18 protein-coding genes are annotated in these 15,603 nt (G+C 38.2%); 13 read left to right on the top strand and 5 right to left on the bottom strand.

Translation table 11 applies throughout. The features are described 5' to 3' along the window. Positions 1–73 precede the first annotated feature (73 nt). Both SJPD1_RS00705 and SJPD1_RS00700 read left to right on the top strand, forming a co-directional pair. Positions 74–1,765, top strand: coding sequence for a methyl-accepting chemotaxis protein (locus SJPD1_RS00705; RefSeq protein ID WP_096045521.1), 1,692 nt, complete (start codon positions 74–76; stop codon positions 1,763–1,765). A gap of 13 nt (positions 1,766–1,778) precedes the next feature. Beyond that, the gene (locus tag SJPD1_RS00700; protein ID WP_096045520.1) at positions 1,779–2,384 is read left to right on the top strand and encodes a YhgN family NAAT transporter; all 606 of its coding nucleotides are present in this window, start codon (positions 1,779–1,781) and stop codon (positions 2,382–2,384) included. Positions 2,385–2,399: 15 nt separating this feature from the next. On the opposite strand, the gene SJPD1_RS00695 is transcribed toward SJPD1_RS00700, so the two are convergent. Both SJPD1_RS00695 and msrA read right to left on the bottom strand, forming a co-directional pair. Beyond that, the gene (locus SJPD1_RS00695) at positions 2,400–2,798 is read right to left on the bottom strand and encodes a PaaI family thioesterase (RefSeq protein ID WP_096045519.1); all 399 of its coding nucleotides are present in this window, start codon (positions 2,796–2,798) and stop codon (positions 2,400–2,402) included. A gap of 86 nt (positions 2,799–2,884) precedes the next feature. Beyond that, positions 2,885–3,412 carry a peptide-methionine (S)-S-oxide reductase MsrA gene (gene msrA / locus SJPD1_RS00690; protein ID WP_096047760.1) on the bottom strand — a complete coding sequence of 176 codons (528 nt, stop codon included), beginning with the start codon at positions 3,410–3,412 and terminating at the stop codon, positions 2,885–2,887. A gap of 180 nt (positions 3,413–3,592) precedes the next feature. Between msrA and SJPD1_RS00685 the strand changes: the two genes are divergently transcribed. The 11 genes from SJPD1_RS00685 to SJPD1_RS00635 all read left to right on the top strand — a co-directional run bounded on the left by SJPD1_RS00685 (position 3,593) and on the right by SJPD1_RS00635 (position 12,735). After that, positions 3,593–4,723, top strand: a complete 1,131-nt coding sequence (locus SJPD1_RS00685; protein WP_096045518.1) for an ABC transporter permease — start codon at positions 3,593–3,595, stop codon at positions 4,721–4,723. An 8-nt stretch (positions 4,724–4,731) separates the two neighbouring features. Next, positions 4,732–5,454, top strand: a complete 723-nt coding sequence (locus tag SJPD1_RS00680; protein ID WP_226372273.1) for an ABC transporter ATP-binding protein — start codon at positions 4,732–4,734, stop codon at positions 5,452–5,454. Positions 5,455–5,461: 7 nt separating this feature from the next. Next, entirely contained in the window at positions 5,462–6,415 is a 954-nt protein-coding gene (locus tag SJPD1_RS00675; protein ID WP_096045516.1) for an MlaD family protein, read from the top strand. A gap of 10 nt (positions 6,416–6,425) precedes the next feature. After that, positions 6,426–7,022, top strand: a complete 597-nt coding sequence (locus tag SJPD1_RS00670) for an ABC-type transport auxiliary lipoprotein family protein (protein WP_096045515.1) — start codon at positions 6,426–6,428, stop codon at positions 7,020–7,022. Between the two features lie 3 nt (positions 7,023–7,025). After that, positions 7,026–7,253: a DUF1104 domain-containing protein gene (locus tag SJPD1_RS00665; protein WP_096045514.1), complete on the top strand. Its 228-nt coding sequence runs from the start codon at positions 7,026–7,028 to the stop codon at positions 7,251–7,253. Beyond that, positions 7,240–7,914 carry a response regulator transcription factor gene (locus SJPD1_RS00660; RefSeq protein ID WP_096045513.1) on the top strand — a complete coding sequence of 225 codons (675 nt, stop codon included), beginning with the start codon at positions 7,240–7,242 and terminating at the stop codon, positions 7,912–7,914. Before SJPD1_RS00665 ends, SJPD1_RS00660 begins: the two co-directional genes overlap by 14 nt. After that, a complete protein-coding gene (locus SJPD1_RS00655) occupies positions 7,871–9,058 on the top strand; it encodes a sensor histidine kinase (protein WP_096045512.1) in 1,188 nt (395 codons plus the stop codon). Before SJPD1_RS00660 ends, SJPD1_RS00655 begins: the two co-directional genes overlap by 44 nt. Beyond that, a complete protein-coding gene (locus SJPD1_RS00650; protein WP_096045511.1) occupies positions 9,052–9,387 on the top strand; it encodes a hypothetical protein in 336 nt (111 codons plus the stop codon). The genes SJPD1_RS00655 and SJPD1_RS00650 overlap by 7 nt, the downstream gene beginning before the upstream one ends. Before the next feature lie 72 nt (positions 9,388–9,459). Further along, the gene (locus tag SJPD1_RS00645; protein ID WP_096045510.1) at positions 9,460–9,756 is read left to right on the top strand and encodes a c-type cytochrome; all 297 of its coding nucleotides are present in this window, start codon (positions 9,460–9,462) and stop codon (positions 9,754–9,756) included. A gap of 440 nt (positions 9,757–10,196) precedes the next feature. Then, positions 10,197–11,531 (top strand): cytochrome C, encoded by a 1,335-nt coding sequence (locus SJPD1_RS00640; protein ID WP_096045509.1) that lies wholly within the window; start codon positions 10,197–10,199, stop codon positions 11,529–11,531. A gap of 13 nt (positions 11,532–11,544) precedes the next feature. After that, positions 11,545–12,735, top strand: coding sequence for a hypothetical protein (locus SJPD1_RS00635; protein WP_096045508.1), 1,191 nt, complete (start codon positions 11,545–11,547; stop codon positions 12,733–12,735). Between the two features lie 47 nt (positions 12,736–12,782). Here the strand turns inward: SJPD1_RS00635 and SJPD1_RS00630 are convergent, their stop codons facing one another. The 3 genes from SJPD1_RS00630 to SJPD1_RS00615 all read right to left on the bottom strand — a co-directional run bounded on the left by SJPD1_RS00630 (position 12,783) and on the right by SJPD1_RS00615 (position 15,595). Beyond that, positions 12,783–13,145 carry a diacylglycerol kinase gene (locus SJPD1_RS00630; RefSeq protein WP_096045507.1) on the bottom strand — a complete coding sequence of 121 codons (363 nt, stop codon included), beginning with the start codon at positions 13,143–13,145 and terminating at the stop codon, positions 12,783–12,785. Positions 13,146–13,154: 9 nt separating this feature from the next. Further along, entirely contained in the window at positions 13,155–14,744 is a 1,590-nt protein-coding gene (locus tag SJPD1_RS00625; RefSeq protein WP_096045506.1) for a phosphoethanolamine transferase, read from the bottom strand. Between the two features lie 350 nt (positions 14,745–15,094). Then, positions 15,095–15,595 (bottom strand): YajQ family cyclic di-GMP-binding protein, encoded by a 501-nt coding sequence (locus SJPD1_RS00615; protein WP_096045504.1) that lies wholly within the window; start codon positions 15,593–15,595, stop codon positions 15,095–15,097. Between the last annotated feature and the right edge of the window lie 8 nt (positions 15,596–15,603).

Below are 15,603 nucleotides of genomic sequence, written 5' to 3'. Positions count from 1 at the left end.
TTTTCGTTGATATATTTAAACTTTGTTTATGATAGAATAAAGTGTTACACTTATAAATCAAGGAGGCACTATTATGAAAATTTCGACACGAATTTTAATCTCTCTTATCCTCTCTCTCCTCATTTTAGGTGCCTGTTTAATTGGTATCTCTTACACCAATACTAAAAACAATGCTGGCATGTTTATAAACGATTACGAAAAGAGTGCCTACTCTTTTTATGAAAATGAACTCAAAACCATTCTGGAAATGATGCAACAGAGTGCTAATGCAATCTATAAAGCAGAAAAAGCCCAAGGGACATCCGATGAAAAAATTAAAGAAACGATTGTAGAACAACTTGATGGACTACGCTTTTTTGATGACAAGAGTGGTTATCTTTTTATCTATGAGCCCGACGGAACCAATGTTATGCTTCCAACCAATAAATCACTCCAAGGTAAAAACCTAAGCACACTTAAAGATCCCAACGGGGTCTTTTTTGTTAAGGAACTCATAGAAACAGCGCAAAAAGGCGGTGGTCTCGTTAAATACTTTTTCCCAAAAGTCAAAGATGGCAAAGCGCTTGCGAAGTTCGCGTATTCCGTACCTTTTGAACCTTATAAATGGACAATTGGTACTGGCATTTATGTTGACAATGTAGAAGCAGAGGTAGGAAAACTTAAAACACAAATTGGTGATAATGTTGCCTCTCAAATTCGCTCTTTTCTACTTATTTCTTTAGTGCTGGTGATTCTTAGCATTGTGGCTACTGCTATGATTATTAAAAAAACTATTTCAAATCCACTCAATGATCTGATTAGTAAAGCTGACAACCTTTCCAGTGGTGATGGCGATTTAACACAAAAACTTGAGATAACGGGAAATGATGAAATCGCACAAGCGAGTCATAGTATCAACCGTTTTATCGAAAAAGTGCGCCTCTTAATCAGTGAGGCAAAGAACCTCTCTAACGAAAATTCCTCTATTTCCCATGAACTCTCCTCTACGTCTTTAGAAGTAGGAAAAGCTGTTGAGACTTCAATGAACATAGTAGGAAATACAACGACCAAAGCCAATACCTTGAAAGATGAGATGCATATAGGCATGGGCGAAGCCAAGGCGGGGAAAGAAGAACTGCTTAAAGCCAATAGCTATCTTACGGAAGCCAACAGAGCGATACTGGAACTGACCAAAGATATTCAAACGAGTGCCACTATCGAAATTGAACTAGCACACCGCGTCCAACAACTCAGCTCAGATGCAAGCCAAGTGAAAGAGATATTAGTGGTCATTGGGGATATTGCCGACCAAACCAATTTACTTGCACTGAATGCGGCTATTGAGGCTGCACGTGCAGGTGAACAGGGACGTGGCTTTGCCGTTGTTGCCGATGAGGTACGAAAACTTGCGGAACGCACCCAAAAGAGTCTCCAAGAAATCAATGCAACGATTAATGTGATCGTTCAAGCTATTGCAGATAGCAGTGATCAAATGACATCGAATTCTAAAAAAGTAGAATCACTTGCAACCACGGCTAGCGAGGTTGAAACAAAAATAAACAATATGTTCCATGTCATGGGTAATGCAACAAAAGTTTCAGACAAAACGGCTGAAAACTATCTCAAAACAGGCTCGGACATTGAGTCGATGATTAATAATGTTTCTCAAATTAACGACATCTCTTCTCAAAATGCTAGAAGTGTCGAAGAAATCGCTAGTGCAGCAGAACACTTAAGCCGCATGACGGAAACCTTAAACCTCAAACTCTCTGAATTTAGAACATGATTGGATGAAATAAATGAACGCAGAATTTTCAATTGTCTCAACAGCTATACTGTTAATGTTTGTGATCGACCCTTTTGGCGCAGTCCCTATTATTCTTTCGATTTTGAAAGATGTTGATATCAAACGAAGAAGAAGGATCATTATCCGTGAAATGATCTTTGGGCTCGCTATCTTAACGCTTTTTCTCTTTGGAGGTGAGCTCTTTTTAAACATCTTTCATCTGGAAACAGAATCAGTACGTATCGCAGGAGCAGTGATCTTTTTTGTGATTGGTATTAAGATGATCTTTCCTGGAGAGGAAGGAAGTAGTGGACTTTATGGCTCATCCAAAGAACCTTTTATGGTGCCCATCGCCATGCCTCTCATTGCAGGACCTTCAACACTGGCGACACTTTTAGTGCTGGGGAAATCTCATGCAGATGCTACGGGAAAACTGTTTGGTGCACTTTTACTTGCGTGGTTGGTCTCTGCGCTGATTATGTACCTCTCGCCACTATTGTATAAACTGCTTCGGGAAAAAGGACTTTCGGCCTTAGAGCGTTTGATGGGAATGCTCCTTTTAATGATGTCCGTACAGATGTTTATCGACGGTATACGAGGGCTTATTCATACCTTTTAGCTTTACATGTAAAAGCTAGATAACATTGCTATCTTTTCGGTAAACAGTCCCCGTGTACGTTGCAATCACACTATCGTTTTCATCGCTTATTCGCACTTCATACGTAGCGACTTTATTTCCAATACTAAGCTCTTTAGCATACGCGTAGAGCTTCCCATTTGGCTTTGCGTGTTGAAACATAATGTTAGCACTGATGGCTAAAGAGAGTTTATTATGAGAATTGGATGCTAGTGCAAACGCATAATCAGCGAGCGAAAACAAGAATCCTCCATGCACGACATTAGCCGCATTAAGATGCTCCGCTTTGATGATAGCACTGACTTTTGCCACACCAACATTAAATTCTTCAATTTGAAAACCTAAAAGCTTTGCAAATCGATCGTTTGCTTCAAAAAATTGTTGTAATGCTTGCATTGAAAACCTTTACATGTAATATAAAAAAATTGTAGCATTTTGTGAAAAAATTTTGAGATAAAAATCTTTACATGTAAAGGATTTGGCTACTTTACCAAATCTTGATATTCATGCTTAAAATGTGCTACTTTAGGCGAGACAACAAACATACAGTACCCTTGATTTGGGTTATTCTTGAAATAGTCTTGATGATAGGCTTCCGCTTTGTAAAACGTTTCTAAAGGTTTTATTTCAGTCACAATGGGTTTGGTAAATTTACTCGAAAATTCTTTGATTGAAGCCTCTGCTTTCTCTTTTTGATTTACATCGTGATAAAAGATAACTGAGCGATACTGTGTTCCTGCATCATTGCCTTGGCGATTAAGAGAAGTTGGATCGTGAATAAGCCAAAATATTTTGAGTAATGCTTCATAGGAAATAATAGCTGGGTCAAACGTGATTTGGACCACTTCTGCATGTCCTGTTGTACCACGACTGACTTGCTCATAACTTGGGGCTTTAACATCTCCCCCTGCATAACCATTCACCACATCCACAACACCTCGTGTTTCTTCAAAAACAGCCTCTAAGCACCAAAAACATCCACCACCAAGTGTTGCAACTTCAGTTTTCATCAAATTCTCCTTTGCGAAAAAATGCGTATTAACTATTAAAAGAGCCATACTTAAAAAAAATGCTTTTTTCATGTTGAGTCTCCTTTTTTCAATGATTATAACATCCTGATCTAAAACCTTTCTATGCCATTTCGAGTAATATAATTATGTTATAATGGAACAAAAAAATAGGGTGGTGTAATGAAAAGAGAACCCTCACTGCAAATAACACAAAATGATGATCATTTTAGTGTTGCATTGCAGGGTGTTTGGGTCAAAGAATCGATTCAAAAGCTGGAACTTGCATTAAACACGCTTACATGTAAACCAAAAGCAACTTATACCTTTGATCTCGCAGGGATTAAAGATTTTGATACGTATGGAATTATGCTGATTTTGCATCATGTAAAACAACTTGAAGCACAGGACTGTACCGTCGAAAAAATTGGAGCAAGCACCTCTTTGGAAAAGCTTTTAAGCGTCTGTGAGATGCACTATCCCAAAGAAAAAATTCAAGAACCGAAAGAAATTTTTATACTCTCTTACCTTGAGAATGTTGGAAGACTTGCCTTTGAAGGTTATAAAACCCTCGCTACCTTCTTCTCTTTTACAGGTGAACTTGCGCATTTTGTACTCGCGGCATTTCTTAAGCCACAGACAATTCGCCTTAAAGCAATGCTTTATCATGTCGAACAAAGTGGCGCTGGGGCTCTCCCCATTATTTTACTGACCTCTTTTTTAATCGGTATTGTTATTGCTTATCAAGGGGCAACGCAACTGGAAAAATTTGGTGCAAATATTTTTATTGTCGAGATGGTGACTATTTCAGCCGTACGTGAGCTTGCACCCCTTTTAACGGCCATTGTCATAGCGGGGCGAAGTGCCTCTGCTTATGCTGCACAAATTGGTGTTATGAAAATCACCGATGAAGTGGATGCTATGAGCTCTATGGGATTTTCACCGTGGAATTTTTTAGTTTTACCTCGTCTTTTTGCCCTGATTATCTCCTTACCTCTTTTAGTCTTCTTTGCAGATATTGTCTCTGTTTTTGGCGGTATGGTGATTGCAACCACAAAGCTGGATGTCAGTTTTGTCGAATTTATTGACCGTATCAAAGCAACGGTTGCGCTAAAACATCTGATCATTGGACTTATTAAAGCACCTATTTTTGGATGTATCATTGCAACAATTGGCTGTTTCCGTGGCTTTCAGATTGATAGTAGTACCGAGAGCGTGGGTAAATACACCACCATTAGCGTTGTCAATGCTATCTTTTGGGTTATTGCGATGGATGCGATTATTTCAGTCTTATTGACGGAGCTTGGGTTATGAAAACTCCTGTGATCATCGAAGCCAAAGAGATCGTCACCTCTTTTGGAGACAATGTTATTCATGATGGTGTTAATTTTAAAATCCAAAAAGGAGAGATTTTTGGACTTTTGGGGGGTAGTGGTAGTGGTAAAACAACGCTCCTTCGAGAGATGATTATGCTCCAAAAAGCACATTCCGGAGAGATGATTGTCCTAGGAACGAATGTTCTAACTGCTTCTCAAAAAACAGCTCAAAAATTGAGGCAACGATGGGGTGTTCTTTTTCAATTTGGCGCTCTTTTTACCTCTCTTACGATTTTAGAAAATGTTGCTATTGCCATGAAAGAATATACGCAGGTTCCTGATTGGCTCATTGAAGAAGCTTCATTGATGAAGCTCTCAGTCGTAGGGCTTCCTCCCAAAGTTGCAAACATGTATCCTTCCGAGCTCAGTGGCGGTATGAAAAAACGAGCGGGACTAGCACGTTCCCTCGCGCTTGACCCTAAACTACTTTTTTTAGATGAACCAACGTCGGGACTTGATCCTCAAAGTGCAAGAGCCTTTGATGAACTCATTGTTACCTTACGCGATACCCTTGGCGTTACCGTTGTGATGGTTACCCATGATAAAGATACGATGGCAAATGTACTGGATCGTTTTATTATTTTAGGCAATAAAAAAGTACAATTTGAAGGCACTATGGAGCTTTTAAAGCAAACGACCGATGAAGAGTTGAAAAAATTTTTAAGTTGAGGCTGAAATGGAAAATAAGTTAAGTTATATTTTAGTAGGCGCATTTATCTTTGTATTACTTATTGGAGGTGTTTTTTCCATTCTTTGGCTGGGCAATTACTCCGATAAAGGAAATTTCAAATTTTACAAAATAGCCACCAAAGAGTCTGTTTCTGGCTTAAATGAAAAAGCGCCTGTCAAACTTCAAGGTGTACAGATTGGTGAAGTACGAGGCATTACCATCAACCCGTATAATGCTGAAGAAGTTTTAGTGACGGTTCGTGTTCAAGATAATGCTCCTATCAAAGAAGACACCTATGCTGTTATTGAGGCACAAGGAATTACTGGACTTAGTTATATCCAGTTGCAAGGGGGAACCAATGATGCAAAAAGCCTCAAAACAAGTAATAAAGATGAAGAATACGGCATCATCTATTCACGCCCATCTACTTTTTCACGACTTGATAAAACGATTACCTCACTCAGTACAAAAGCGGAAATGATTTTTGAGCGAGCTGAGAGTATTATGAGTGAAAAAAACGTCAAAAATCTTGAAATCATTATTGCCAATAGTGCCAAAATAGCTGAGTCAACCAGTAAGACTATGGCAAATATTGAAGCCCAAAATAAAGAGATCAATCTGTTACTCAAAGAAGCGACAAATGCTGCTACGGGCATTAAAAATATGTCATACTCCCTCACTTCTGCGGTTGATAACACAGGAATTGATATGATGAATAATGTACGAGATGCTGCACAAAGCGTTAAAGTCGTCATGGGCGGTTTAAACCAAAAAGTAGAAAAAGGCTCCTTTGATGTTGATATTTTGCTCAAAGAGAATTTAATGCCACTTCAAAAAACACTTCAAGATTTACAAGTGTTGGTTAATGAAACGAAAGATCTTGTCAGTAATCTCAAAGACAGTCCAAGTGATATTCTCTTTAAAGAAGAGACCATCCAGCCAGCACCTAATGAACGATAAAGGAAATAAGATGAAAAACGTACTTCTAACGCTTACCACACTTGTGCTTCTTAGCGGTTGTAGCATCAAAGAAACGTCGCAAAGACCCTACAACTATTCTCTAGAGCCTATGATGAAATTAGAGCGATTTAGCGTTGCCAATCAGGACGTGCTCAAAGTTGCCTATATTGATGCACCCAGTGGTCTTAATTCAAGAGCCATTGTGTATAAAAAAGAGGGTGCAATGTTGCCTTATAAATACGGTGTATGGAGCGAAACGCCTCCTTTAAAACTTCAATACCTCATCACGGAGGCATTGCAAGACCAACATCATTTTGGATCTGTTATTTCAGGAACCTCTATGGCATCGAATAACCTGGTCTTAGAGCCCGTTATTCAAAATTTTGAAGAAGTTTTTCGTGAAGATGGCACATCTTATGTGCATGTAAGCATACGTTTTCGTCTTGTTGAAATCAAAACAGGTGAAGTGCTAGGGAGTACTAAACTTTCTTCTAAAAGAGATGTCACCAATACCCATGGTGCAGAAGGTGCCGTAGAAGCATTTAACACAGCAACTGAAGATGTGATTAAAAGCCTCTCGATCTGGATCAATGAACTTCGGAAATAAACAATGAAAAAAGTGCTCTTTGGCTGTTTAATTCTTATGAGTTTCTTATTTGCCAAGACCGATTTTAGTGAAATGAGTACAGAAGAGCTGATAGCGCTTATTGGTTATGTCGACCAAAAGGCAGAAGAGCATTTTTACCAAGAACTTGACAAACGTGTAACAACCATGAGTGAAGAAGAAAAAGCGCTCTATGATGAAGATAAAAAGAGAAGAGACAATGCCCAAAACTAGACTTCTTCTTTTGGAAGACGATACCAATCTTAGCGAAACAGTCTGTGAGTTTTTGGAGTCTAAAGGCTATCATGTTACGCCTGTCTACGATGGTGAAGCCGCAGAAGAACTGATATATGAACATCAGTATGACCTCTTTTTACTGGATGTCAATGTTCCCTCTTTAAATGGATTTCAACTCCTTAAACGCGTACGCCGTGAAAACAATACAACCCCTGCCATTTTTTTGACATCCCTAAATGCTATTGAAGACTTAGAACATGGTTATGAAAGTGGTTGCGATGATTACTTGCGCAAACCCTTTGTGCTTAAAGAGCTTCTCTTTCGTATCGAAACTATTTTAAAACGTGAGTTCTTTCATACTCAAAGTCCTAAAATTTGCATTGATGAAGGTATTGAGTATGACCCACTTAATAACCAACTGTTAGTCAATCACAAAGTAGTACAACTCCAAAACAAAGAAGCAAAATTACTCAAACTCTTTTTACAAAAGAAAAATGAAATCATCAGCCATGAGATGATTATGGCACATTTGTGGGAATACGACGAACAAGGTAGTGACGATACACTGCGTACTTACATCAAAAATCTTCGTAAAATTATGGGGAAGGATCGTATTGTTAGCATTAAAAAACTGGGATATAAATTTACGCTCGCGTGAGAAAAAAACGCTTCGATCGTTTCTATTTCTCTATGCTTTTTTAGCACTCCTTATTTTAGGATTTGTAGCTTTTTTATACTATGGTTTAGAGCGTGATTTAATGCTTCAGAATCAAAGAGAAGCTCTCTCTAATCTTACAAATGAACACATTGCACGTCTCAAATCTTTACATGTAAACCTTGGAAAAGAGCAAACGTATCCAAGAGATGAACGATTTAATTCTGCTATTTACGACAGTAGTCTTAAACAAATTTTTTCAACATTGAGTACCAATAAAGTCAATCTTTACGAAGATATTTACCTTAAAAAAAATCATATCTACTTTGTTAAAGAGCTAGAATCTTATTATTTGGGTGCTCGGTATATTGTGATTGAAATTGATGCACCACTTTCATGGGAGAAAAAAGTTTTCCGTAAGCTTTTGACGTATGGTGCCATTATTTTTGGTATTTTGATTGTTATTGGTTATTTTTTACTGGCTCTTCTTCTCCGTCCAATGAGAGATACCATTACGCTCTTAGATCGCTTCATTAAAGATACAACCCATGAACTGAACACGCCTGTCAATACAATTCTCTCTAATATTGAGATGATTGAGCTTACGGCATTAGATGAAAGTTTGGCAAAAAAGATAAAGCGCATTACGATCGCATCTAAAACCATCTCAAATCTTTACGATGATCTTACCTATTTAGTGCTTTCACATCACATCATTTCTCATGATGAAGAGGTCGATCTTAAAGTTATCATTGAAGAGCGATTGGAGTATTTTTCACTTCTCATTGAATCAAAAAAACTTACTTTAACGTCTACGCTTGAAGAAAATATTTTTTTGATGATAGATCGTAAGAAAATTGCCAAACTAATTGATAATATTCTCTCTAATGCTATCAAGTACAATAAAATTGGAGGAACGATTCATGTACTTTTAACACCAAAACAGATTGAAATCAGCGATAGTGGAAGAGGCATCGAAACCAAAAAAATCAATCAAGCCTTTGAACGCTACGTGAGGTTTGATCATACGGTCGGAGGGTTTGGTATAGGACTCAGTATCGTAGCAGCCATCGCCAAAGAGTATACTTTACATGTAAGCATTGACTCTAAACTACACGAGGGAACGGCAGTGAGGATTGCATGGTAAAAAAAATAGTTATTTTAATGATCATAGCCTCTTTTATCTGGGCGAAAACAGGAGTCTATGAGAAAAATTGCATTCCTTGTCATGAAGATATGGCAATCAAAATTGATAAATTTTTCTACCGCTATCTCCTCAAATACAGTAGTGAAATGGAAGTGAAACATGCTATGAGTAAGTATCTTAAAAATCCAAAAGCAGAAAATTCTATTTTAGTTGATGGGCTAATTAACCGCTTTGGTGTGAAGAAAAAAACAACCTTAAGTGATGAGCAACTCCAAGAGGCTCTTGATACCTATTGGAATCAATACAAAATTTTTGATAAATTAAAATAACTACTTTTTTATTTCACAATAAATTCACTTTTAATCTATATAATTATCCTATTATTTACATAAGGAGTTACGATGAAAAAGATATTGTTTTTAGCAGGTCTTGTATGTGCTACTTCTATTTTTGCAGCTGATGGGGAAACCCTTTTTAAAACCTGTGCAACTTGCCACGGGTCAAAAGCTGAAAAATCAGCACTCAATAAATCTCAAATTATTGCGGGTTGGGATGCGGCTAAAATTACAGCAGCACTTGACGGTTACAAAGCAGGTACATACGGTGGTGTACTAAAAGGTACAATGACGGCTCAAGTCAAAAACCTTAGTGCGGATGATGTAAAAGCACTCGCTACCTATATCTCTTCAATCAAATAATTAGTAGAGGAGAGATTTTCTCTCCTCTATTGATACTGCTATATTTCAAGCCCAAAATCTATCCTAAAATCTATTATAAGCTTCTTCGTTTTTCCATTTTTTTACTATCTCTAAATTTAACATTAAATTAACACTGATATGTCATTGTTTTATGCAAGGAAACTTTTAGTTTTGAAGTGCTGTTTACCCGAGTTGATCGCCAAACCTACATCGGATAAACACAACGTGCTTGTTGCAACGCAAGAAAATTCTACTCAAACAAGGCTTAAATCCTAAGCTTTTTCTGCGTTAACCACAAGCACATTCTTACATGTAATAATAAAAATGGTTTGCAAAGGCAGAGATACCTCCCCTCTTGGTGCAACGTTATGTCACAAAATAATACGTATGAAGAGGCTCTGCTTTTGCAAACCATTTTTAAAATCTTAAGGAGGTGTTAGGTGGAATACATTGGATTATATCCTCTATTCTATTTTCCGCAAATTGGTTCAGCTTGGCTGATGGGGATTACGGGCAGTATTCACATTATGGCGTCACATACGTCTGTGGGTGCCGCTTTATTGTTTGCTTTTTTAGCACACAAGGCGTATAAGGAAGATAGACCAGAGCTTTATGACTATATGAAAAAGTATGGTATGTTCTTGGTTATTTTCTCTTATGTGATTGGTTCTATTACGGGACCTGGTATTTGGTACACTGCCACAGCAGCAAGCCCAAGAGGTATTAGTGCACTGATTCATAACTTTGTGTGGGTATGGGCAACCGAATGGGTTTTCTTTATTGTGGAAGTCATTGGCGTCTTTACACTGATTTACACCATTGGGAAAATTGATCGCAAGACACATCTTAAACTGACCTATATGTTTGCGCTGGCTTCCGTTTCAACGCTTTTCCTTATTATCGGTATCATCAGCTTCATGATGTGGCCAGGAACAGAAGCCTGGTATCAAACAGGATCAGCCAGTGATGCATTCTTTGGTATCAATACCTTCCCACATATGTTCTTACGTATCGGCTTTATGATTGTAATGTCCGCCATCATTGGCTTCATCATTAGCAGCAATCTCAAAGAAAAAGAACTCAGAATTGAACTAACACGTAAGCTGGCTGTTATTGGTATGATTGGTGGATTTACGGTGATGATGTCTTTCTTATGGTATATCCAAACATTGCCTCAAAGTGCATGGGATCTTTTCCACGATGTTTTATGGGCACGTGATGGCATGACGCGTATTATTGTGGTCAGCATTATTGCACTTTATTTAATTTTAGCCTTTGCACTTCCTCGCTCCATCAATACCGTTTTAGCCGTTGTAATGATGCTTGTGATTGGCGTGATTGGTGTTTGGCCTGGTGAAAAAATGCGTGAAAGTATGCGCAAACCTTATGTTGCAGGTCGTTACATCTATAGTAATCAGCTCATTGCCCGTGATGTCCCAGGCAAACATGTTAAATCTGAAATGGCACTTGTGGCAGAAAAAGGTTTATTAAAACTAGACCCATTCGTTCCCGATCATCTTAGAACCATCACGCCTGAAAATCAACTTGAAGCAGGAAAGCTCATCGCTAAGATTGCCTGTTCAAACTGCCATTCTTTGGAAAAAGGGGCTAAGTTTAGACCATTACCCGATAGATTCCCACAAATGGATGCTGCTACGATTGAGACCATATTGACGGATGTTGTAGCAGCTGGAGTTCGTAGTTATATCCCACCGATTAAACTACCAACCGATGAAACAAAAGCGCTAGCAGCTTGGCTTGCTACGCAAAATTAAGAGGAGGAAAACTATGGATATCGGTCTTGTTTTGAACACGCTACGCGATCCTGCTGGCGTACCATTTTACCCTATTGTATTTCAAGCATTGTATATTTTAACATGGGCATTGCATATTGCCTTTGTGCTTTTAGCATTAGGAAGTATTCCTCTTGCATTGATAGGTTCTGCTAAAAAAGCAGTTGATGAAAACTGGAAAATATTGAGCAGTCATATGACACAAGTTGCAAAAATTAGTGTCTCTTTACTGATTGTTTTAGGCGTAGCGCCTCTTTTATTCACGCAAGTCATTTACGATGCGAACTGGTACGTCACAAACACCATCTCCGGTCTTTGGGTCGTTGCATTCATCTACATACTAATTTTGGCCTACTCTCTTTGGTATTGGTTCTACTATGCCAATAGAGACAACTCACCGATGGCAGGGATCATAGGCATCGTCTCTTTTGTTGCATTCATTGGTGCAGGTGTTTTGATGCACGCGTTTGCTAACGAATCCATTCAACCCGAACAATGGATGAATTGGTACGCACCTAATGGCGTAGTCGATACATCAGGAACGGTTTTACACATTGATATTCTTCGCTTAGCGTTCATGGTTAGTCTTAGTGCACCCGTTACAGGTATCTTTTTGCTCAATTACGTGGATTACACCTCAAAATGTGATGGGTATACCGCTGAGTATCTTGCGTTTGTGAAAAACCTTGGTAAAAAAATAGCCATTGTGGGATTGCTCGTTAGTGCTGTTCTTTTTGCCGCGTGGATACTTACACTCCATATGCTCCTTAATCCATTGGTGCTTGCCATTGTCCTTTTTGTGCTTATTTTACTTTTCATGGTCATCAAAGAGAGCAATAGCTACATCACAACCCTTGTTTTAGTGGTCACGGCACTCTTGATTTCAACGCTTCGTGAGGTGATTCGCATGAACATTATGAGCAAATACGGTTATAGTATCTACGATTATCCCATGAACATCGACTGGCCAACGGTCATTATGTTCCTCTCAACGTTTGTCTGTGTTGGATTTACGGGCGTTGGATTTATGCTGACTTTAGCGTGGAGAGCAGGACGCACCAAAGGACTCTATACGGCAGATGGTACCGTGACAAAACTCGCAAATGCTACGGTTGGCATTACGATTATTTGGGCATTGGTTTTTCTCGCGTGGGGACTTGTGGTTGTCTTTAAAAATACGCTTTAGGTGGCTATCTATCGCTGTTTGCAAGGCTAAAATTTAGCCTTGCATCTTTACATGTAAAAATTAATAAGTGAAAATCCCCACACAACGACAAAAATAACGATACTTAAAAAGACAACGGAGCTACCTGCATCTTTTGCACGTCCTGCCATTTCGTGGTACTCAAGCGTTACAAGGTCTGTCACACGTTCTATTGCACTGTTAATCGCTTCTGCCATAGGAATGCCCATCAGTGCTATAAACATCACGAGTTTGGATAAAAGATCCAAAGGAAGCAGATACAGAACAGGAAGTAAAATAACTACAAGCCCCAGCTCTATTTTAAATGAAGTCTCATTAGCGATCATATCTTTTAAACCTTTGAGCGCATAGGTTGTATTTTTAAAAAAATGATATTTAGGTTGGTTTCTCACACTAAGCCTTTATTGATGTTTGTAGGTTAGTATATCTTTTGTACGATCATAGAGTGCTGTTTTAACCCCCATCACACCTAAAATTGTATGAAAAAGATTGTCATGTGAGTATTCTTGTGATGATCTTTGCTCAAGAGATGCTATATCAATGCGTTCCTTGCTTTGAGAGCCAAACCACATCAGTGCCCCTATATGTGTCTGCTCTTCAGGAGCCATAAAATAAGGAATCCCATGCAAATAAAGCCCTTTTTCACCCAAAGACTCCCCATGGTCTGCCATATAGATCATTGATGTTTGGAAATTTTGATCATTCTGTTTTAAAAAGGCAATGGTTTTAGAGAGAAAATAATCCGTATATAAAATAGCATTATCATATGCGTTTCCGATCTCTTCAGCACTGCATTTTTCGACTTGATTGGTTTGGCATACGGGGGTAAATTTTTCAAATGCTTTCGGGTAGCGTTTATAATACGCTGGACCATGATTACCCATCTGATGAAGGACAATAACGATATCACCTTTTTGCGCATCAACATATTTTTGTAATCCAACTAACATTCCCTCATCACGACATTCATCTTCACACAGTGTATTGTTTTGACTTATTTTATAATCTTGATACTCTACCCGTAAAGCAACGCCTTTGGAGTCGGAATTATTATCGCGCCACAATACATTGACACCGCTGTGTTTAAGTACATCGATAACATTTTCAGTCGACTTCGCTTCTTTATCACTGTAGTTTTGGCGTCCTAAATTAGAAAACATACAGGGTACGGAGATAGCAGTTGATGTCCCACAAGAATAGACATTTGAGAAATTAATAATATCCTCTTTTTGCAGTAAAGGATTGGTCTGCCTTTCATAACCATTCAGTGAAAAGCGATTAGCACGGGCCGCTTCACCCACAACGACAATGGTCAATTTACGAGTAGCACCTTCTTCTTTTGTTGCATCTAGTCCAATCTGTTTCAGTGTTGCTTCTTTCTTATAAAAGCTATTGTACATATAACTTCCTACAGAGTATAGGCAATAAGTTGGATTGGTATAGTACCGTAAAGGTTTATTTTCTCTAAAAAATGAGGTGTAAAAACGATTAAAGGCAAATAGCATCACGGCAATCAAAACAAGAGCAATACCAATACTTTTTGCCTTATTCCAAGCCTCTTGTTTGAAACTTCCATGAAGAATAGGTACACGATAAATTAAAAATGAAGGGATAATACCCAAGAAAAAGAAATAGCCTAAAAGATTCCAGTTTATAAGGTCCAATGACTCATTAGCATTGGTTTCCATGGCATTTTGGATCATTGTATCATCAAGAATGACGTTGTAAGTATTCATAAAATAATTTGTTAACGAGGCAATTAATAAAAATGCTATTGCAACTGGTTTCAGAGTATAACGTGAGGCGAATAAACTCAGCAACACTGTTATAATAGCAACCAATACAACGCCTAAAGAGAGTAAAAAGCCACTATTGGCAATGGAGACATCATAGACTTGCGTAACATGTTTAAAAAAAGAAATATTGTCAAAAAGCACTAAAAAAAGTGCTACAACAACGATAAGCTGATTACGGGTTATTTTAAATTTCATTCATTTTCTCTTGATAGTTGGTTTTACATGTAAAGTATAGTTTAGTTTTTTAAACAAATGTTTTTTGCGAGATACCATTTCACGATTGCCATTGTTGAATAACTCATTTCTCGCTGCTCAAAAGGAATTGAACAAACACGCATTTTTGAACTTATGACACCACTTACCAAGGTTAAAAAGAGGAAAAAAGCTATTCCTATTACGATATTATAGGAATAGCCTAACCAGCTACCCACAAGAAATGGCGTAAATGTTAATAGGCCATAAAGGCTAAACATTGCTATGCGGCACCAAAACCCCTTTATTTTGGGAATGATCTCAATAATAGGAGGAACTTCTTGCTCCATAGGTTACTTGAGGTTTGTAAAGTTTACAGGGAAATCAAAATCGCACCCACGAATCGCTTTAATAGCTTCTTGCAAATCATCAATCGCTTTACCTTCAACTCTGACGACATCGCCACGAATCGAAGCTTGAACTTTGAGTTTAAGATCTTTAATCTCTTTGACAATTTTTTTAGCATCATCACTCGAGATCGCATCTACAATGCTCACCGTTACTTTGGTTTTATTGCCGCCTGCAACTTCTCGTTTCGTCTCTTTCAGTGCTTTGGAAGAAATCTCACGTTTGATAGCCTCTGAAATAAGTGCTTCAACCATTGCATCAGCTTTAGAATCTGTGGTTGTCACCAAAGTCACCGTCTTGGCTTTTTCATTGTGCTCAAATTCGCACGTAATGCCTTTAAAATCCCATCGATTGGTGATAACTTTTTTAGCTTGTTCATAAGCGTCTTTAAATTTTTGTTTATCAATCTCTGCGGTAATGTCAAAACTATGCTCTTTTGCTGCCATATATTCTC

This window comes from Sulfurospirillum diekertiae (genome assembly GCF_002309535.1).
Lineage (GTDB): Bacteria > Campylobacterota > Campylobacteria > Campylobacterales > Sulfurospirillaceae > Sulfurospirillum > Sulfurospirillum diekertiae.
The sequence above is the reverse complement of the archived record's forward strand: the minus strand, read 5'-3'. Positions and strand labels throughout refer to the sequence as shown.